The sequence below is a fragment of the Pelotomaculum terephthalicicum JT genome (assembly GCF_022410535.1).
Taxonomy (GTDB): domain Bacteria; phylum Bacillota; class Desulfotomaculia; order Desulfotomaculales; family Pelotomaculaceae; genus Pelotomaculum_D; species Pelotomaculum_D terephthalicicum.
Genome location: NZ_JAKNBL010000035.1, coordinates 15,750 through 34,015, shown reverse-complemented (window position 1 = coordinate 34,015; position 18,266 = coordinate 15,750). Strand labels below are relative to the sequence as shown.

The window sequence follows — 18,266 nt, the reverse complement described above, 5'->3', positions numbered from 1 at the left end:
TGCCGTTGCATTGACCGCTGTAATCAACCAGAGGACCTTCCTCAGGAATATTAAATATACGCTGCCAGTTGTCCTGAACCGCCAGAATGGGGTCGACCGGGACGGCGCCGTCTGTCGGGCTGCCCCATTCTCCCGACAAACTGGGAGACTGAGTGTCATAATCCCAACTGTTCTTGATATTCGGGAAATAGTAACGGGGCGAGCCCCACAGGTAATCCTTGGTCAGATTCGTGTAGGGACCGTTGGAAACGTCGTTCGAATAAAAATAAATTCTGTACACCTTGCTGAAGTCGATGCCGGACGCCGCCAAAATATCAGTAATCTTGACACCCTTGGCAGCATCGATCACACCTGTCGGAAACGAGTCGATATAGGAATAAGCCTGGGTGACATTGGCCATGGCCGTCATTTCGGCTGGCGAAAAGACTCTCGCCGTGGTGTAGATCGTAGTTGGATTAGTGACAGAGGCAGTGCCGACTTTGACTGTCAGCGACGGTACCAGCCCATTGGGACTGTCATTGGCCTGGTTGGCGGCGCCGGCCGGGCCGGGCAGGACCATTGAGAAGACGCTGCACAGCAATGCCAGCACGGCAAGAAATGTCACAAACTTTCTGTACTTTAGTTTTGATCCCAATTGCATTAGCCGCAATTTCTTTCTCCCCCTTTCACGCCACTTTATTAACCGGTCATATCAAAAAATTTCAATATCAGTCAACTTAAGTGACGTCGTTATCGCGTTTCATTTCATAGACAAACACCTTGGGTTCGTCGAAGACATAAAATGACGGAACTTCGTTGGTCTCCGACAAGGGCCGGTAAACGAGGGGTTTGTTCAGCTCATCGGCAATCAGCGCCAGGTCGTCAACCGACCTGGCCGGTACCGCGTTTCCAATGAGTGCCGATATATCCCCGTCAATGGCCGCCATGCGGAAGCCATGCTTTTTCACGATCTGCCTCACCCTGGCCTCCAGCGGATCGATGTGTCCCGCCCTCCCGCCGGTTAACCAGAGCAGCAGGACCAGCACTAAAGCGCTGATGCACGCGACAGTGCCGTATGGGGCCACCTTTTTCCAGCTTACCCGGACCGGCACGGTCTTGACTGCCGTGATGGCGCCCGGCTTTTCTTTCACTGGCTCCCCGCCGATCTCAAAGGCTTTCCGGACCAGGGGCACTACCAGGGTTGGCGCCAGTTGCTCCTTAACCTGCCCGCCGTCCGCCGCTGCTTCCACGGCCACGTTCCAGCGCACGGTCATGCTCACCTCGTCCGGAATCAACTCCGAATCCCTGATTACGGTGCTGGCAAAAGCGTTGTAATCAGGCAGCCGCAACGGCAACTCCTCCTGGATGGTAATTGTTTGCTCCTTGCCGTTAAAGGCTTTTTTCGGCAAAAGCACGAATTCCCTTTGCCATACTTTTTTACTGTCTTTGCCGGCCACGGCTTCCACCACGGCGACAATTTCATACTCTCCTTTGACCTCAGCGACCCGGTCGGCGCTAAACGTATACTTGAAAGAGGTATTTATATAATCAACAAAGTTTGTTACATACATGCTACCCGGCCCGAGGCTGCTTTCCGGGTAAAGCTTATTGGACTTAAAGTAGACCCGGTAATCGACCCGGGCATTCTGATTGTACGAAAACTGAGGCACTGTCTGTTCCACCACGCCCGGCCAGGCCAGGGACTTGAGCAGCATAAACAACGTTGCAGCCAGAAGAATTGTACACGCAGCTAGGCATGCCAGTCTGATTTTTCTGTCCATCTGATACTTCAAGCCTTTCAACTCCGTGCCGCTGAATTGAATTTATCTCAAAATTCTGTTCCCTGTGAATTTATTCCAGGCTTAATCGCCCCTGTCAACATTTTTACCAGTAAAGTGGCCCAGCCGATTTTTGGGATGACAAAAATCACTTTGCCCTTTACCTGCTGCGGGCTGACCAACTCCGGGTCCGGCCCGCTGTTGTTGTCTCCCTTGGTCCGGAAAACCTTTACGCCGTGATCCTCCTTGATCTCAAGCACCCGGTGGGTGATCAGCATCTTGTCCCGGTGGAAATGAATCACATCACCGATCCTGACTTCATCTCCGGTTATTTTTCTGAGCAGGACAATATCGCCTCTTTTGATCCCGGGCATCATACTGCCGCTTAAAATCACCGACGGGTAATAGGCGAATATCCCCACTGAAAACCAGACCAGCAATACGGAAGCGACGCTGGTAATAATCCACCCGGCCGGATTTTCTTGGGCAGCCTTGCTTCTTCTCAGGTCCCTGGATTCCAGCAGGTAGAGCCGGTGGATCATGAACAGGCTGAAGCCTGGAATGAACGTGCCCAAAAGAGCCTTAGTCGTCCAGCTCGGGTCCGGCAGCACCGGGCAGAACCATTGGAACGCCTGCAGTGCACCGCGGTAAATCAGGGCCGGCAACGGGCCGCCCAGGTAAGCCAGGTAGGAGGCGGCGGCGTTTTCAGCAAGCCCCGGCAAGATGACGCTGCCGGCCACCTTGGCGAACTCGAAACCGGTCCGGAAGCCGGTTAACATGCTGAACGGAATATTGAGGACCGTGAAAAAAACCACCAGCAGTCCCAGCTTCAGATGCAAGCATCGCTTCACCAGTCTATGAATCAAATATGCCCGGGCAATCTCCATACCGGCCAGGAAAGAGCTTACGTAAACGATGTTGCTGGTTATGCCTAAAAGTGTAAATGACGAGGGGCTTTTGCCAAAACCTTCCACCATACCGCCAACCAGTTGGAATATAATGTAGAAACCGGCGCTGAGCAACGCCAGCCAGTTCAACAGGCGGCGCAGGCGCAGTTTTCCGGCAATCCCTGTACGGGGCAGCCGCCAGACAAAGAAAACCACCGCTGCCCAGCAAAACGGCTGCACAACGTAGGTGAGAAAAAAGCTGCCCTCCGTTTGCTCAATAGGCATGTTAATGATCACGTACATGCCGATTAACATGGTTAGCAGAATAATGTAACAATATCTTGTACCCGCGCTATTGCCCTTTGCCATCGCAACCCTTCCAGCCTTTCACGCTTACAAGTACGAGGCCAGTCATTCTGTCTGGTAATCCGGTCTGATATCCCCGATGGCCGCAGGATAATTGCCGGACGTGATTTCTGCGGCGGAATGCTGCTCCTTATTCCAGCTGCCCGTGTGGATCTTGCCGGTGATCTCCGTATCATGCTCCCAATAAGCCATGCCGTCAGGCAAGAGCGTGAGGGCAACGATTACCGTTAAAATCGATAATAGTATTTTTATCCCATCATCTCCTCATCTCTTAGCAAGTTTGTTATTGCCGCCTGCTGACGCGGAGTGATTATGCAGCTGCGGGACAAGGACACCCCCGTCCCGCGGAATTAATACTATTTTAAATAAGTATTTTTTACTGGGCGGCCTGGGCAGCGGTGATGGTGACTTTGTAGTGATAAGTTTGCTCCTGCTGAGCCGCGTCGGTTACCGCATGGGTAACGGATGCATCATAGGTGGCGCCCGGGGCTATTACGGTATTGGCCGCCAAAGTGGAAGTCAAGCTAAGCTCGGCATCATTACCCGCCTTATCAACCACTTCAGTCACTCTCACGGGGATGGTACCGTTATTCTTAATGGTATAGTCGACTGTTGCATTGTAACCGGGATAGCCATTGGTAACAGCTACTTCGAAGTCCTTGACGCCGTCCGCGCCAATAACCGTGGGAACCTCAGTGCGGCCTGCGTCTATTGTTTTGCCGGGGTCAACGGTAGTACCCGTATCATTAGAAGCCGCAGCCGTAAAAACGGTATCCAGGTAACCGGTCTGGACATTACCGTTAATGGTAATATCCTCGGACCACGCCGCATAGGCGGCGCCCATTAGGACCAAGGCTACCACCATAACCAAACTTAGTAATTTGACATTTTTCATCATAGAACCCCCTTCGAAATTGTTCTGCATATTTTAATACCACAGTAAACTGAACAGCTTTATGCTTTATAACCACCTCCTGCAGTGTTTTAGCGATACGGTAAATTAACGTCTATTTCACGGCATCCCATTGCTGAAAAGCGAGATCTACCGTGAAAAGGTAATCGCTATTTTCATCTACATTTCCCACGGTAAGCCAGAGGTCGCCGTATTGACTCCCGCCCGCCCCGCCGATAATGCCCTGGGTATCGCTGATCCTTATAGCCACTTCCGGCGTATTATTGTCGATGCGGGCGGTGTAACTTACCGGCACCGTCCCCTGGTTGGCTACCTGAAAACGAAAGTGCGCATAATAACCTGGGTAAGCGTCATATATCTGGAGGATCAGCCTTTTACCCTGGCCATCCAGCATCGCTTCGGCGCGGCCCGGGAAACAATTTTCCACCACTGCGCAGGAGGTGAACTGAGGGTCGATATACCCCGTCGCAACCACTCCCTCGACCTGCAACCCGTTTTGCCAGGCAGCGTAGCCCACTCCGATGGTATTCAGGGCTATCGCCAGGGCGATACAAACTATACCGTAGCTACGGGTATTTATTACTTTACGCCACACCATTTAATCAACTTCCCTGTTTGACGCATTCCGCTCAGTCACGGTAACGAAAGATAAAATACCTGTTTCTACGTTCCGGCGATTGCCTGCACCGCCGTCAGCGCTTTGTCAATATCCTTGATAGTATTAAAAAAGCCGATACTGAACCTAATCGTGCCCGTCTTTTGCGTTCCTATGGTTTCATGGGCCAGGTAGGCACAGTGCAAGCCGCCTCTGGCGGCAATATCGTATCTTTCATCCAGTTCACGGCACACCTCATGGCAGTCCTTTCCGTCGATCGTGATCGATACAACACCGATCCTTTGCTCACCATTGCCGCATCCGTGCACCCTGACTTTTTTCATTTCACTAAGTCCGTCAAGCATATATCCAGTAAGCCGGTTTTCATGATTTCGGATATTTTCGATACCCGTTTCCAGGACGTATTTAACTCCTTCACTCAGTCCCGCAATGCCGGGGGTGTTTAATGTGCCGCTCTCAAACCGGTCAGGGAGAAAATCCGGCTGCCAGGGACTTTCCGAAATACTGCCCGTGCCGCCTTCCTTCAGCGTATCCAGACGCAGCCCCGCACGGACATACAAACCGCCCGTGCCTTGCGGCCCAAACAAGCCTTTATGCCCGGCAAAAGCAAGCAGGTCGATATTCATCAGCCCGGCATGCACGGGATAGCTGCCTGCCGTCTGCGCGGCGTCCACCATGAAAAAAATATTATGCTTTTTCGCCAAGCGTCCCAGACATGCCAGATCATTGACCGTACCCGTTACATTGGAGGCATGGGTAACAACCAACAGCGTTGTATTCGGCTTAATTCTCTTTGCAATATCCGTAGGGTCAATCTTCCCTTGTAAATCCGCTTTTACGATGGAAAGTTCCACTCCCGCAGTTTCCAGTTTTTTAAGAGGACGCACCACTGCGTTATGCTCCATGCTCGAAATGATCGCATGATCACCAGACGCTAAAAGTCCTTTAACCGCCAGATTGATGGCCTCGGTCGCGTTGCTGGCAAAGACGATCCGCAGCGGGTCCGTTATGCCGAATAACCTGGCGAGGTTCTCCCTGCATTCGAATATCTTCTCGCTGGCCTTCATGGCCATCCTGTGTCCGCTTCTCCCTGGGTTGGCCCCATATTCTTTGACGCACTTAATCATTTCCAGATGCACTGTTTCGGGCTTGGGCCACGAAGTGGCCGCATTGTCAAGGTATACCATGCGAAAACCCTCACTACTACGTGATAATATTCACTATCGATAGAGCGTCGCGTCGTATTTTCCTTATTTATTCCTTGGCTAGTTATAGAACGTTCATCGGTGGTTCACTCGATTCGGGTATATGTATTGCTTCCGTTTTCTTGACTTTCCTCTTGGTAAATACCATTGACGGCTATTCCTAATTCCCGTGCCGCCTGCTTGACCGGCAGGAGCTTGCTCTCCTCGAAGCGGAGCGCAAAGCCGCACCCGCCGGTGGAAATGCATTGTGGAGCGCGAATCATGCCAATATACTCGCCACACCGGTTTAACAGGCTTTTTATTTGATTCACCTGATGCACGGAGGAAAAAACCGCCAGATAGTACCCCATTACACATCCTCATGATTAAGCGTTTGCACTGTGGCGAACAATATATTCTCGCCGACTTCCAGCACCTCACCGGCACCTGAGTAAATATGATCATTGAGCATGATTGTTACTTCATTATCTTTACCTACAAGCTTAAGTTTCCACTGTCCCGGCGACGTGTTGCGTTCTTCAAAAATCATATTACCCCGCAAGACACTGCACCCGGTTACTCCTTCTATTCCCTGCGCGAAAAAATGCCCGCCGGCCACTTCCGCTCTGACCGCTTCGCCGCGGCCGATACCGATGGACTGCAACGCTTTAGCGCCCGTTCTGAGCCCCAGAGTCAGCCCGACGTTGACGGTATCCCAGTGAAAATGCCGGGAAGTGGTGCTCAACTCATTCCCCATGCACCAGTTTAATGGGGTCTCCGCTAATGGAAACGCGTCATAATGGGGAATATAAATTTTTATATCCAGGACGGGAGTCCCGTCAAGCGCGTCCAGCCCTCTGACATAAAGACGGTTCCCTTCGCATCTGATCAGTTCAACCACGCACGACCCTATCGCTGAAGGACGGGACGGAGACCGGGTGGAGTAAACCCCCTGGCAGACCGGTTCACTGGCAAAAGGGAGCGTTAGCGGCAGTTCATCCTGCTCCCACTCAATCAGATCCAACCAGTCTCTCCTGCGATGCTGGTGATAGATCACATGGATATGTGAAAAGTATTCAATACCGATGAGAGCGTCTGTAAGCTCTTCCCTCATGTAAATCATGCTTTCACTGTTATAGTCATAAGTGCGGCTAACTTTTTTAAAATCGGAGACAACAACGCCGATCGGCTTGATGGATACCGGTTCTTTCGGAACAACGACCACGCACATCAGCCTCCTGCAGATTCAATTTTTATTTGATCGCCGCAGGTCACCAGCCGTCTCACCCGCTAAAAACAGCCCAACCTGCAGTATGTTACCCTATAACCGTGTTCATCACATACATTGCCTACCAAAGGCAAACTAACCCCCAGCTTTCCAGCCATTCTGTGGGCCTGTGCACAGCTGATCAGTTGCTCTGGATACTGAGACTCCAATATATCTTTGATTTCATCTCTTTTTTTTATATAATCAGCAAATAAAACCTCCAGGCCGACTTTTAGGTCATTTGACAAACCTTCCTGAACATTTTCTAAAAAAACGGGGATATCCGGACCAATCGTTTTTAATCTGGCTGCAAAATCCCTGCATACTTCACTTTCCGAATCAATCAAAACAATGATATCCGCCATATATATCCATTCCAAAACCTGTTCCCAGCCCACTGGCAGCTGCATCACAACAATTTGCACAGCCCATGGGAAGTCGGTTATGCCATCACATCCTTCAAGTAAAACTTTTTCAAATTTCTTTTCCTCGTCGAAAAAAAACATTTGACGCACCATTCTTCGCAGTTTAGCATTTGGTCCCCGGAGTTCCAGCAAGGATTCTGATGGATTCCAAGACTCCTCAATGTCCTTCTGCAATTCTCCGTAGCCCGCAGGTTGACATAATTGCAACCGCGCTTCAGCTAAATCTTCGTGGGGAATTAACTTGACCACCATGAAATCATTAAATAACTTTACAAGCGCAGGCCCAAATTCTTCTTCTCCTATGGCGCCTATGCAATTTAACGCTACTGCCAACATGAACAAAAACCATCCTTTTACAAAGTATTGCCCCTCTACCGGACCTCTGCGATTTCGATTGCACGCGTCAGAGAATGAACTTTTTAAATACCTTGCGATTCCTGCTCCTCAATCTGCTGGCCGTTAGTAAACACTTCCAATAAGCTTTCCATTAAAGCCTCAAGAGAACTCAAGTAATCCTCATACCACCTTTTCCGCAAACGCGAGATGGCAAAGGCGACACCTGCAGCTGCCAAGCCGGCTACCGTGGCATCAAAGGCAGTAAGCAGAGAATCGGCCAGTGTCTTGGTATCACCTTGGCCAAGAGCGATCATGCCCGGGCCTAGCGGAATCAGGGTTGCCATTAATCCGAACATAGGCCCCAGACGTGCCACCAGGTCAGTTCTATTTGTAACCTTGGCATAATGCAGTTCCTCGCCGACCAGTAACTTGCGGGCTACAGCTTGCAAAGAGGCGGCGGGTAGATTGCGGTGTTTGATTAATTCACTGAGAGCATCCTTCTGGCGCCGGAACAGATGGCTGTTGGCAACTTCATCCATAAGCTCCCCGGCATCTTTGCCCTGAAAGGTGTCAACCAACTCCGGCACATTAACTTTCTTTCTGCGCCGCTCCGTGAGGGCTTCCACCAGCAGTCCGCCCATCTCAACCACTACCAAAGCTATAAACAGCAACAAGATAATAATGGCGGGGATCATTAAACCGGACGAAATGTTATGCATCGTATCTCTTAAGGGTATCAAAATAGATTCTGCCATCTTGCTTTATCGCTCCTTTACGTATCTCTGCGCTATTTTACTTACACTTTATAACTAGTTTGTTCATAATAAACATGTCATCTTCTACTCAAATCGTGCTGCCATCCGGCTGCCATTACAAAAATAATGATATCCAAATAATACAAAACCCAACAGAACAAATAAGGAAAGAACAATAAACAACAACGCATTAAACATAACATAATAATAACCATCGCTAACGCAAAAGTCAACAAAAAAAACCAGCTACTATAACCGATTACCTACAATGACATAAAATAACACTATACAAAGCCACACAAATAGACATAATTATGCGTTTTGCTTGCCTATGGACCTTTAATCACCGGCAATTAATATTTTCCTCATCGTTACCAGTGACGCCCTTGCCTACGGGTTGTCTTCCCGCTGGTTGGGCGGCAGGATTTCTTTCAACCCATCGGCTCGGCAGACATGCCGGGCAAACATAAAAAGGAGCCTTTAAGCTCCTTTTATATTTCCTCGATTTTATATTTTAATTTTATCAAGCCGGCGTTATTTCAGTCGATTACAGGCCGGGGATACAAACCGGAACCCTTCACAATATCAGGCACAATTTCCGGCCAGGAGATGGCTATAACGTGAAACCCGGATACTCCCTTAACCTTCTCCTTAATATACCTGATTTGTTCAAGACAGATATTCTTGCCCTCTTCCCGGGGGTCTTCGGCGCTTTTCAGGCGCCGGACGATCTCGTCCGGCACAATCATGCCCGGCACACTGGTTTGCAGAAACCTGGCCGCCCGCCAACTCTTCAGGGGAGTAACCCCGGCCAGAATATAAGCTCTTTCGTGCAACCCGCGCGCCACACACATTTCCATAAACCGGGTGAAACGTTCCAAATCATAAATGGTCTGTGTCTGAATGAATTCAGCCCCGGCGTTGATCTTTTTCTCCAGCCGGTCAACCCGGTATTCGAACGGGTCGGCAAACGGGTTAGCCACCGCGCCCACGAAAAACCTCGGTTCCTGGCCATTGAACGCTTCCCCGGAAAAAAACAATTTTTCATCCTTCATCCGCCTGACCAGCCTGATCAACTGGATGGAGTCCACATCGTAGACATTCTTGGCCGTGGGATGGTTGCCGAACATCTGGTGGTCGCCGGAAAGGCATAACAGGTTGCGTATGCCAAGGCTGTATGCCCCCAGCAAATCACTCTGGATGGCAATCCGGTTGCGGTCCCGGCAGGTCATTTGCACAACCGGCTCAACACCCTCCCTGAGTATATGGATACCCGCGCCGATGCTCGACATCCGCACCACGGCCGTCTGACAGTCGGTAATATTGGCCGCGTCCACGGATTCTCCCAGCAGGCGGGTCTGCCGAATAATCATTTCAGCGGATGCGTGCTTCGGCGGGCCAATCTCGGCAGTTACCGCGAGCCGGCCGCTTTTGAGAACCTGCTTTAGTTTGCTTCTTCCGTATTCGATCCGTTCCTCACTTCCTCAATGACCATTTTGCGCGGCCCGCCGTCCCGGGACCTGGACCAGTCTTTCGGCGGCACGATTTCTTTGAGCGTGTCCAGGCGCCCGAGAATTTTCAACCGGTCGTGGATTAGTTGCCAGGCGCAGTCAACATCCCTGTCGATCTCGCATTTGCCGTTCTGAGAACCGCCGCAGGGACCGTTCAGAATGCTCTTGGCACACCGGATGACCGGGCATATGCCACCGGTCAGGCTTAAGACGCAGTCGCCGCACAAGCCGCAATACTCTTCCCAGACACCGTGCTTTTTGGCACCGCCGGCAAACCTGGTATTCATGGCGGGAACCACATATTTGTCTTTATAGCGCCCGGCCAGGTATTGGGGACCGATCCCGCAGGCCAGCGATATTATCGCGTCCACATCCCTGACCACACTGTCCAGGGCGTCGATATACTCCGGCTCGCACTGGCGGGTGACCACGCAAACGACAGTTTCCAGGGGTCTGCCTTCCAGGCGGCGCTTAATCCTCAGCGCGCTCGCCAGAATTCCTGTTTCCTTCTCTCCCCCGGTCAGACAAACAGTGACACATCCGCCACAGCCAACGAGCAATACCTTATTACAGTTTTCAATGTAACCAGCTATCTCGGCAATCGGTTTTTGTTCAGCTATAATCATATTGTTTTCCGGTTTATTCCTTACCGTATTCCTGACATAACATTGTTCCCGACCCAATACCTTAGTCAAGTGAACAACTAACAACATCATGTTCAGGTAGCGACACTTTGTTCCTAGTATAGTATTGGAAGAAAGCAATGTCAATTCTTAAACTGAAAGCGGTAAAAAGTGCCGCCGTTACCGGTGCGGGTCATACAATACAACGTTTAGAACATCGTAAAAGACCGATGACAGAGGGCGCTCCGGCCGACACCTTCTAAAATAATCAAAAACGGTATATTTACGACTTTTTCTGCACATAATAGAATTACTCCTCTTTGGTCAAGCTTTGGTGAGTTCTATCTCTCCCCGTCCAGCATATAGCTGGACATTTTTTTGCTCTTGACGCTCAGCGTTAGTTTGATTATAATAATTATCATGCATAACCGGGATGTAGCGCAGTTTGGCTAGCGCGCTTGCCTTGGGAGCAAGAGGCCGGGGGTTCAAATCCCTCCATCCCGACCAGAGCAGAAGTCAGAGGACAGAAATCAGATGCCGCTCCATTGAACTATCCGACGACCGACAGCTGTTTTGGAGGGGTTCCCGAGTGGCTAAAGGGAGCAGACTGTAAATCTGCCGTCGACGACTTCGCTGGTTCGAATCCAGCCCCCTCCACCAAAAACAAAAAAATTAACATGGGCCATTAGCTCAATTGGTAGAGCAGGCGACTCTTAATCGTCAGGTTCCGGGTTCGAGTCCCTGATGGCCCACCAAAAAAGAAGCTAATAAGTAATTTTGCTACTATATTGCTACTAAAACTTTAATGACAAGGAAAATGATACTTTCCTTGTCTAATTTTTTTTGGACAGCACTTCGTCAATTTTTATTGCAGCTTCTTTTTGTAGAATAGGTGTCACATGGCTGTATAAGATATTTCCGGCGTAAGAACTTTGCGCCGGTACTTGACGTAGCAGATGCAATGGAAACGGCGGGAATACATGGTGGCAACCTTTGCCAAGATGGTACTTCATATTGTAACAATAGAGCCAATGCAGAACAATAGTCCCTGGGAAAACAAGGTCCGCCCCACCGTTTGAGTATGGTTTCTTCACGTTCCATGTGGTCTTGGACTACATACAGTGACACAACCAGCGCAGCCAACCAGTAATACCTTGTCATATTTCTCAATATACCTGGCAATTTCAACAACTGGTTTTTGTTCAGCAACTACGTGTTCCTATTGAGTCATATTCTCAGGGATAAAATTGGCAAAAAGGTTACTATTATATTCTCCTCAATCTTACCTTGATCACAGAGCCTTGAAAAACTGGGGTCTACAGGCAAGCCGCCAATATAGGGTATCTGAAACTTTTGAGCAATTTCTTCACCCCGGCTAGGTCCAAACAACTCAAAATGTTCGTTGCAATGCGGGCAAACGGCGCCACTCATATTTTCAACCAGTCCAATTATGGGTATATTCATCATTTGGGCCATCCTTATTGCCTTGCTCACAATCATAACCGCAAGATCTTGTGGTGAAGATACAACAATCAGCCCGTTTAATGGCAGGGATTGCATCACAGTCAAAGGTACGTCACCAGTGCCGGGCGGCAAGTCAACAAAAAGATAATCAAGGTCACCCCAGGCCACATCTGTCCAAAACTGTTTGACTGTACCGGAAATTACTGGACCGCGCCAAATAACCGGGTCATCTTCATTGGCGGTCAATAAGTTTAGTGACATAACTCTTATCCCATTTTTGCTTATTGAGGGGAATAACGCGGAGCCGTTGCTTTTCACCCCACTCTTTATGCCAAACATCTTTGGCAGGCTCGGGCCGGTGATATCCGCGTCCAGTACTCCCACCGAACAGCCTTTTTTTTCTATATTCACAAGCAAGTATAGATGTTATCGAAGATTTCCCCACACCGCCTTTTCCACTCATGACAGCGATAACGTTCCTGATATTGCTAAATTCGTTTCCGGTCAATTTCTCAATACCGGCATTGCCTTCATGACCACATCCGCCGCTTTTTTCATTGTCGCATGCAGAATCTGAATTTTGTTGCATTGTTTTAATTCCTCCTTAGTTTTTTAATGATCGCAGGCATTATCCCCTGTTTCTAGATTGCCGGCCAAAAACAGCCTGACGATATCTTCCGGACTACCTGAGGCCGAATTAGCGCCAATTACTACATTTACGCCATTCTGGTTGAACAATTCCTGTGCCCGCGGCCCCATACCACCGGCAATGATAATCTTGCCTTGGCCCTGACCCTGACCGGCGCCAGTACCAGTACCATACGGGCCCAAACGCCTGCCCTGCCTACATGGGATGACGACAAACCAATGTTAAATATTGGCATAGTGGCACATCTACTTGAAGTTCACCCTGAAACGCTATTGGTATCGAGTAATATATTACTGTTACTAAAATTCTCCTTTTGGCAAAAAAGGCGTAACATATATATGTCAACATATATGTATTGACATATATATGCATGTTTAATATAATAACTCAATAAGGAGATTTGATTCAGCTATGGTAAGCAGACTAACAACAAGGCAATTACTAATAAAAAAAGTTGAAGAGATGATTTACAATAGGGAAGGTCCTTTCAGTATCGTTGTCGCGGACATCGATAATTTAGAAAATATAAACAATACCTATTCCCCAAAAATTGGTGATGAAATCATAGATAAACTTGTTTCGATATTTATGAATAATCTTTCCGAAAATGATTTGAGCACAAGGCAAGGCGACGAATTTATGATTCTGCTTGTTGGTAAAGGTGCCGAACGAAGCCTGATGGAGATGGAGGAAATCAGAAGATATTTATCCGATAATACGTTCGGCTTTTCTGACGGAGAAATACAGGATGATATCTACGTTACCATCAGTTGCGGTATCGCATCTTGGCCAAGGGACGCCAAAAATGCCATTGAACTTTTACGGGTGGCGGACAGCGCCTTGTTCAGGGCAAAAAAATTAGGGAAGAATAAAGTTTGCCTTTCCGAAGTAGAGAGCATGGTTCTAAAATCCAGTTACTTTACAAAAACCCAGATTGACCGGCTTTCCGAATTAGCCAAGGAGATGGAAAAAACAGAAGCTTTTCTGTTACGGGAAGCCCTGGATGACTTATTTAAAAAGTACAGCAAATAAGAAAGCAACAAAAGAAAGCTTGTGTTTTGCTGAGTATCGGTTATAAATGAATAAATAAACTCGCTGAATCCGTAAGGAACGGGAAACCCAACAATGGGGTGAATTCGGAGAAATTTCTCCGGTAGGGTTAATCCTTTCGACCCGAATCCGTCAGCTAATCTCGTAAGCGTTGGAAGAGAAGGTGATTAACATGCTTGATCGCACCTTTATTTAGATTAAGCATTTTTCGCGGACCACAGAAACTTCTCTGTGGTTATTTTGTTTGATGGAGAAGATCGGCGAGTGGAGGTGATATTTAATTTAACGACAGCGGTATTTGTCAAGGTGCTGGCAGTGAGGAATACTTTGAAGCCGACATCCGCTAACCCCGAGACAAGCAAATGTGATGGCTTTCGTGCAGCCGATGGGGGCATAATTCTATGAATCTTGATGCATGAGATGGGATTTGCCAGGGAGGTTGCGGATAGGTTCATTTTTATTGATAAAGGACGGATTGTGGAAGGTACTCCTGTTCAGGTATTCGGTAGCCCGTAAATAAAGAAGGACTAAAATATTTAAAAACAAAAGTATAAATGTGGTGGAAATATGAATCAAATTTCCGAGAAGATTATTGTAACTAATTTAATAAAAATTTTTGATCTCCACCCTCAAAAAGCTTTGAATTTGTTGGCGCAGGGAAAAAGTAAAGATGAAATATTCCGAGAAATAGGGCAGACAGTTGGAATTAATCAAGTGAGTTTTACCGTCAGGCAAGGCGAGATTTTTGTGGTGATGGGCCTTTCCGGAAGCGGAAAATCGACGATACTGCGCTGTCTGAACAGACTGATTGAACCAAGTTCCGGCTCTATCGTGATCGACGGTATTGATATCACCAAGTTAAAAGAGAGGGAGCTGCGTAAGGTCCGTCAGGAAAAGACCGCTATGGTTTTCCAGCAGTTTGCTTTGCTTCCTCACCGTACCGTTTTGCATAATACGGTATACGGGTTGGAAGTTCAGGGGATTGTCAAAAAAGACAGGGAAGCCATAGCGCTTAAAATGTTAGATCTCGTCGGTCTGAAGGGCTGGGAAGATAAATATCCAGCCCAACTCAGCGGGGGAATGAAACAGCGGGTCGGGCTGGCCAGGGCGTTGACCAGTGACGCTGATATTCTCCTGATGGATGAAGCTTTCAGCGCACTTGATCCTTTGATCCGGGAAGAAATGCAGGATGAACTGATAAGTCTCCAACAAAAAATGAACAAGACCATTGTTTTTATCACCCACGATTTAAACGAGGCCTTGAAACTAGGAGACAAAATCGCTTTCTTAAGGGATGGCGCCCTGGTGCAGGTTGGAACCCCGGAAGAGATTACCACTAATCCGGCCGACGATTATGTAGCCAAGTTTTTCCGGGGTGTGGAACGGTGTAAAATTTTGACTGCCGGCGATGTGATGAAGAAACCGCAGCCGCTTATTACCTTGCGTGATGGTCCCGGTGTTGCTTTAAGGATCATGAAGGAGCATGGATTGTCCAGTGTCTTTGTGGTAGATAAGGAGAGGCACTATAAAGGGCTTATTACGGCCGATATCGCGGTTGATGCCAGGAGTGCCGGAAAATCGAGTCTGGATGAAATCGAACTTGCTCAGGGTTCGGTGGCACTGGAGACTGTCCCTATTCAGGATACGCTGAGTGTGCTTGCCGAGAGCAAACTGCCGGTGGCTGTGGTGAACCAGGAAAATAAATTGATTGGAATCATCGTTCGGGGCTCTGTCCTTGCAGCGATTGCTTCGAATAAGAGGGGTGGAGACAATATCTAAGTTTCCTCTGGCAGAGAGCATCGATCAGGGCGTCAGGTGGCTGCAAATAAATTTCGGCGACAGCGTGGACGCTTTTTCCGACGCTTTTAACAGCGGGATAGCCGGGTTTCGGGATTTGCTGATGGTCGTACCCTGGTGGACAATCATTATTATCTTCGCGGTTCTGGCTTGGCGGGCCAGTGGATGGAAACTGGCCATTGGAACGGTCATTGGCTTGTTTTTTATCTATAATTTAGGACTATGGCTTCCTTTCCTGGATACGCTGATTTTAGTGATTATATCGGCACTTGTTTCCATTGTTATCGGGTTGCCGCTGGGGATTCTAGCTGGAAGAAACAACCGGTTCCATTATGTCATATCCCCTGTTTTAGACGTTATGCAAACAATGCCTTCATTCGTCTATCTTATCCCGGCCCTGTTGTTTTTCGGTATCGGTAAGGTACCGGCGGTATTTGCCACAGTTATTTTTGCCATGCCGCCGGTCATCCGGCTTACCGACCTCGGTATCCGCCAGGTTCCTGTGGAACTGGTGGAGGTTGGCTCAGCTTTCGGCTCTACCCCCAGACAACTCTTATGGAAAATTCAATTCCCTGTGGCTCTGCCGACCATAATGGCCGGCGTCAACCAGACGATGATGCTTTCCTTATCGATGGTGGTTATTGCCGCGATGATCGGCGCCGGTGGACTTGGCGCCGGTGTCCTGGAAGCCATCGGACAACTGAAGATCGGAATGGGCTTTGAATACGGGGTTGCTGTGGTAATTATGGCGATTATCCTAGACAGGCTGTCCCAGGGAGTCGGACGTTCCGTAAAACGGGTGAGCCAAAAAAGAGATGTAAAAGCTAAAAGGGCATGGCAACGATTAGACGACCGTCTAAAACAGTCACTAAAATCTATAGAGAATAAACATAGAAGAGTCATGATGAGATACAAAGAAAACGGAGGAAAACAAAAATGATAAAAAATTTCAAAAGGTGGCACAGATTATTGGCTTTGGGGTTGAGCCTTGTCTTGGCGGTCTTTATGATGACCGGTTGTTCAGGTGATAAAGGAACGGTCAAAATCGGTTATGTCAATTGGGCCGAGTGCGTTGCTGTAAGCAACCTTTGGAAGACGATTCTGGAGGATAAAGGCTATCAGGTCGAACTTACCCAACTGGATGTTGCACCGCTCTTTGTCGGGTTGAGCAAGGGGGACATTGATGTTTTTATGGATGCCTGGCTGCCGATTACCCATGAAAGTTATTGGAATGAGTATAAGGATAGTTTGGAAGACTACGGCATTTGGTATCAGGGCGAAGCCAAAATCGGTATTGTTGTCCCAAACTATGTCACCATTGATTCACTTGCTCAACTGAAGGATGAAGGAAACAAGTTCGGCAATCAGATTATCGGTATCGATCCCGGCGCCGGAATTATGAAAGCATCTGCCCGGGCGAATGAGGCATATGCTCTTGGCTTTGAAGTGGTGCAAGGCAGTGAGCCGGCGATGATGGCGGCAATGGATAGAGCTTACGGTAAGAATGACTGGATCGCCATCACAGGATGGAGCCCGCACTGGATGTTCGCTAAATATGATCTCAAGTATCTGGACGATCCCAAAAAGGAATATGGTGCGGCTGAAGAAATCCATACCCTGGCCAATAAAGATTTCAGCTCAGAGCAAGCAGAAGTTGCCGCGATGTTGAAGAAATTTAAAATGACCGATGCGCAGATCGGCAGTCTGGAAGGCCTGATCAATGAGGGAATGGAACCTGAGGTTGCTGCAAAAAAATGGATCAAAGATAATCAAGATATGGTTGACGGGTGGTTGAAACAGTCTTAAGCGCTTTGCAACGTCTTAGTATGCTGCTTCCGGAGGATAGCTTCCGGGAGCGGCAGGGACTATAAATAATTCCGTGTAAATGGTTTAAGATTATTCTCTTTGGCTGTTTTGATAATGCTGTAAATAATCGCACTACATTTAGCGCCCCTAGGAGTATTTCAGAACTAGGAAGTTTTTGCGACCGATCACAAAGGGCTTGATCGAGCGTTCCGCCCGATTATTGTCTATCTCCAGTCGGCCGCAGAAAGTTTTTCAGGTTGTCCCATTGATTCAGGCAATAGGTAATCGTCAGGTTTGGGGTTCGAGTCCCTAATGGCCCACCAAAAAGACAAGGAAAAGCTATTTTCCTTGTCTTTTTGGTGACTTGGAAAACACTTTGTCACGCAGATTAACATATCGCATTTTTCTTCTTGCCTGGTTTAATAATGCATTACTTAATCAACATCTTTGGTAGCATATGGATCAGAATAATCATAATATACCTTGTATGCCATTGCCCCAAAAATGGTATCTCAATTAATACACTTTTGTCTGCCAACCCTCAAATAAAGGATTCAAATATGATTTTCCCCGGTCAGATAATCAATATCCCCGAAAAGATAAGTCAGGGTCGGGGGAGTCTGACAGTTTCGGCAGCGATAAGCCTGCAAATGCTATGGAAGAATTGAGAAACATTTACACACAAAAACACCCCAATATAAATATTCGCTACGAATTTGGCGCTTCAGGTACCCTGGCACAAAGAATTGAAGAAGGTGAGCCGGTGGATATCTTTATTTCCGCGAGCGAATCTCATATGGATGCACTCCCTGCAATAAAGTAATGTTATTAAATTACGGATCCAACTCAACTTGCTGGCT

At 48.2% G+C, this 18,266-nt stretch carries 20 protein-coding genes, 3 tRNA genes, 3 pseudogenes and 1 riboswitch; of the genes and pseudogenes, 10 read left to right on the top strand and 16 right to left on the bottom strand.

Going from position 1 to position 18,266, the window contains the following annotated elements; genetic code table 11:
- The 13 genes from L9W92_RS15025 to L9W92_RS14965 form a co-directional block, all read right to left on the bottom strand.
- On the bottom strand, positions 1-649 hold a 649-nt coding region (locus tag L9W92_RS15025), incomplete at its 3' end, for a hypothetical protein (protein ID WP_240084557.1).
- Between the two features lie 67 nt (positions 650-716).
- On the bottom strand, positions 717-1,781 hold the full coding sequence (locus tag L9W92_RS15020) for a DUF5305 family protein (RefSeq protein WP_240084556.1): 1,065 nt from the start codon (positions 1,779-1,781) through the stop codon (positions 717-719).
- 26 nt (positions 1,782-1,807) lie between these two features.
- Positions 1,808-3,013 (bottom strand): signal peptidase I, encoded by a 1,206-nt coding sequence (locus tag L9W92_RS15015; protein WP_240084555.1) that lies wholly within the window; start codon positions 3,011-3,013, stop codon positions 1,808-1,810.
- Between the two features lie 42 nt (positions 3,014-3,055).
- Positions 3,056-3,202 carry a hypothetical protein gene (locus tag L9W92_RS15010; protein ID WP_240084554.1) on the bottom strand — a complete coding sequence of 49 codons (147 nt, stop codon included), beginning with the start codon at positions 3,200-3,202 and terminating at the stop codon, positions 3,056-3,058.
- A 184-nt stretch (positions 3,203-3,386) separates the two neighbouring features.
- Positions 3,387-3,908 carry a hypothetical protein gene (locus L9W92_RS15005; RefSeq protein ID WP_240084553.1) on the bottom strand — a complete coding sequence of 174 codons (522 nt, stop codon included), beginning with the start codon at positions 3,906-3,908 and terminating at the stop codon, positions 3,387-3,389.
- 109 nt (positions 3,909-4,017) lie between these two features.
- Entirely contained in the window at positions 4,018-4,521 is a 504-nt protein-coding gene (locus L9W92_RS15000) for a hypothetical protein (protein ID WP_240084552.1), read from the bottom strand.
- Between the two features lie 65 nt (positions 4,522-4,586).
- Positions 4,587-5,726: an aminotransferase class V-fold PLP-dependent enzyme gene (locus L9W92_RS14995; protein WP_240084551.1), complete on the bottom strand. Its 1,140-nt coding sequence runs from the start codon at positions 5,724-5,726 to the stop codon at positions 4,587-4,589.
- Positions 5,727-5,830: 104 nt separating this feature from the next.
- Positions 5,831-6,094, bottom strand: coding sequence for a putative Se/S carrier protein (locus L9W92_RS14990; protein ID WP_240084550.1), 264 nt, complete (start codon positions 6,092-6,094; stop codon positions 5,831-5,833).
- Positions 6,094-6,948 (bottom strand): tRNA (N6-threonylcarbamoyladenosine(37)-N6)-methyltransferase TrmO, encoded by an 855-nt coding sequence (gene tsaA / locus L9W92_RS14985; protein WP_240084548.1) that lies wholly within the window; start codon positions 6,946-6,948, stop codon positions 6,094-6,096. The genes L9W92_RS14990 and tsaA overlap by 1 nt, the downstream gene beginning before the upstream one ends.
- Before the next feature lie 65 nt (positions 6,949-7,013).
- Positions 7,014-7,751, bottom strand: a complete 738-nt coding sequence (locus tag L9W92_RS14980; RefSeq protein ID WP_240084547.1) for a hypothetical protein — start codon at positions 7,749-7,751, stop codon at positions 7,014-7,016.
- An 83-nt stretch (positions 7,752-7,834) separates the two neighbouring features.
- Complete coding sequence (locus tag L9W92_RS14975) at positions 7,835-8,506, bottom strand: MotA/TolQ/ExbB proton channel family protein (RefSeq protein ID WP_240084546.1); 672 nt, start codon at positions 8,504-8,506, stop codon at positions 7,835-7,837.
- A 539-nt stretch (positions 8,507-9,045) separates the two neighbouring features.
- Positions 9,046-9,975, bottom strand: a complete 930-nt coding sequence (locus tag L9W92_RS14970) for a methylenetetrahydrofolate reductase (protein WP_240084562.1) — start codon at positions 9,973-9,975, stop codon at positions 9,046-9,048.
- The gene (locus L9W92_RS14965) at positions 9,951-10,643 is read right to left on the bottom strand and encodes a methylenetetrahydrofolate reductase C-terminal domain-containing protein (protein WP_240084561.1); all 693 of its coding nucleotides are present in this window, start codon (positions 10,641-10,643) and stop codon (positions 9,951-9,953) included. Before L9W92_RS14965 ends, L9W92_RS14970 begins: the two co-directional genes overlap by 25 nt.
- A 426-nt stretch (positions 10,644-11,069) precedes the next feature.
- On the opposite strand from L9W92_RS14965, the gene L9W92_RS14960 reads away from it, so the two are divergent.
- The 4 genes from L9W92_RS14960 (at position 11,070) to L9W92_RS19000 (ending at position 11,719) form a co-directional block, all read left to right on the top strand.
- Positions 11,070-11,147: transfer RNA gene (locus L9W92_RS14960), tRNA-Pro, on the top strand.
- Positions 11,148-11,215: 68 nt separating this feature from the next.
- A tRNA-Tyr gene (locus L9W92_RS14955) sits at positions 11,216-11,300 on the top strand.
- 19 nt (positions 11,301-11,319) lie between these two features.
- Positions 11,320-11,395: transfer RNA gene (locus L9W92_RS14950), tRNA-Lys, on the top strand.
- 201 nt (positions 11,396-11,596) lie between these two features.
- Positions 11,597-11,719: a hypothetical protein gene (locus L9W92_RS19000; protein ID WP_282442381.1), complete on the top strand. Its 123-nt coding sequence runs from the start codon at positions 11,597-11,599 to the stop codon at positions 11,717-11,719.
- 148 nt (positions 11,720-11,867) lie between these two features.
- Here the strand turns inward: L9W92_RS19000 and L9W92_RS14945 are convergent, their stop codons facing one another.
- Together L9W92_RS14945 and L9W92_RS14940 are read right to left on the bottom strand one after the other, a co-directional pair.
- The gene (locus tag L9W92_RS14945; RefSeq protein WP_312038109.1) at positions 11,868-12,488 is read right to left on the bottom strand and encodes a P-loop NTPase; all 621 of its coding nucleotides are present in this window, start codon (positions 12,486-12,488) and stop codon (positions 11,868-11,870) included.
- A gap of 228 nt (positions 12,489-12,716) precedes the next feature.
- On the bottom strand, positions 12,717-12,935 hold the full coding sequence (locus tag L9W92_RS14940) for a NifB/NifX family molybdenum-iron cluster-binding protein (RefSeq protein WP_240084545.1): 219 nt from the start codon (positions 12,933-12,935) through the stop codon (positions 12,717-12,719).
- 229 nt (positions 12,936-13,164) lie between these two features.
- Here L9W92_RS14940 and L9W92_RS14935 point away from each other — a divergent pair, with 229 nt between their 5' ends.
- The 5 genes and pseudogenes from L9W92_RS14935 (at position 13,165) to L9W92_RS14920 (ending at position 17,406) form a co-directional block, all read left to right on the top strand.
- Positions 13,165-13,785 carry a GGDEF domain-containing protein gene (locus L9W92_RS14935; RefSeq protein WP_240084544.1) on the top strand — a complete coding sequence of 207 codons (621 nt, stop codon included), beginning with the start codon at positions 13,165-13,167 and terminating at the stop codon, positions 13,783-13,785.
- Between the two features lie 51 nt (positions 13,786-13,836).
- Positions 13,837-13,970: riboswitch (cyclic di-AMP (ydaO/yuaA leader) on the top strand.
- 238 nt (positions 13,971-14,208) lie between these two features.
- A pseudogene (locus tag L9W92_RS19415) lies at positions 14,209-14,319 on the top strand (polar amino acid ABC transporter ATP-binding protein); the annotation flags it as partial.
- 60 nt (positions 14,320-14,379) lie between these two features.
- Positions 14,380-15,582, top strand: a complete 1,203-nt coding sequence (locus tag L9W92_RS14930; protein WP_240084560.1) for a quaternary amine ABC transporter ATP-binding protein — start codon at positions 14,380-14,382, stop codon at positions 15,580-15,582.
- Positions 15,566-16,540: an ABC transporter permease gene (locus tag L9W92_RS14925; protein WP_376741818.1), complete on the top strand. Its 975-nt coding sequence runs from the start codon at positions 15,566-15,568 to the stop codon at positions 16,538-16,540. Before L9W92_RS14930 ends, L9W92_RS14925 begins: the two co-directional genes overlap by 17 nt.
- Complete coding sequence (locus tag L9W92_RS14920) at positions 16,537-17,406, top strand: glycine betaine ABC transporter substrate-binding protein (RefSeq protein WP_240084543.1); 870 nt, start codon at positions 16,537-16,539, stop codon at positions 17,404-17,406. The genes L9W92_RS14925 and L9W92_RS14920 overlap by 4 nt, the downstream gene beginning before the upstream one ends.
- 59 nt (positions 17,407-17,465) lie before the next feature.
- On the opposite strand, the pseudogene L9W92_RS14915 reads toward L9W92_RS14920, so the two are convergent.
- Positions 17,466-17,692 (bottom strand): annotated as a pseudogene (locus L9W92_RS14915) (IS66 family transposase); the annotation flags it as partial.
- A 360-nt stretch (positions 17,693-18,052) separates the two neighbouring features.
- Here L9W92_RS14915 and L9W92_RS14910 point away from each other — a divergent pair.
- Positions 18,053-18,229: pseudogene (locus tag L9W92_RS14910) on the top strand (molybdate ABC transporter substrate-binding protein); the annotation flags it as partial.
- Positions 18,230-18,266: the final 37 nt, after the last annotated feature.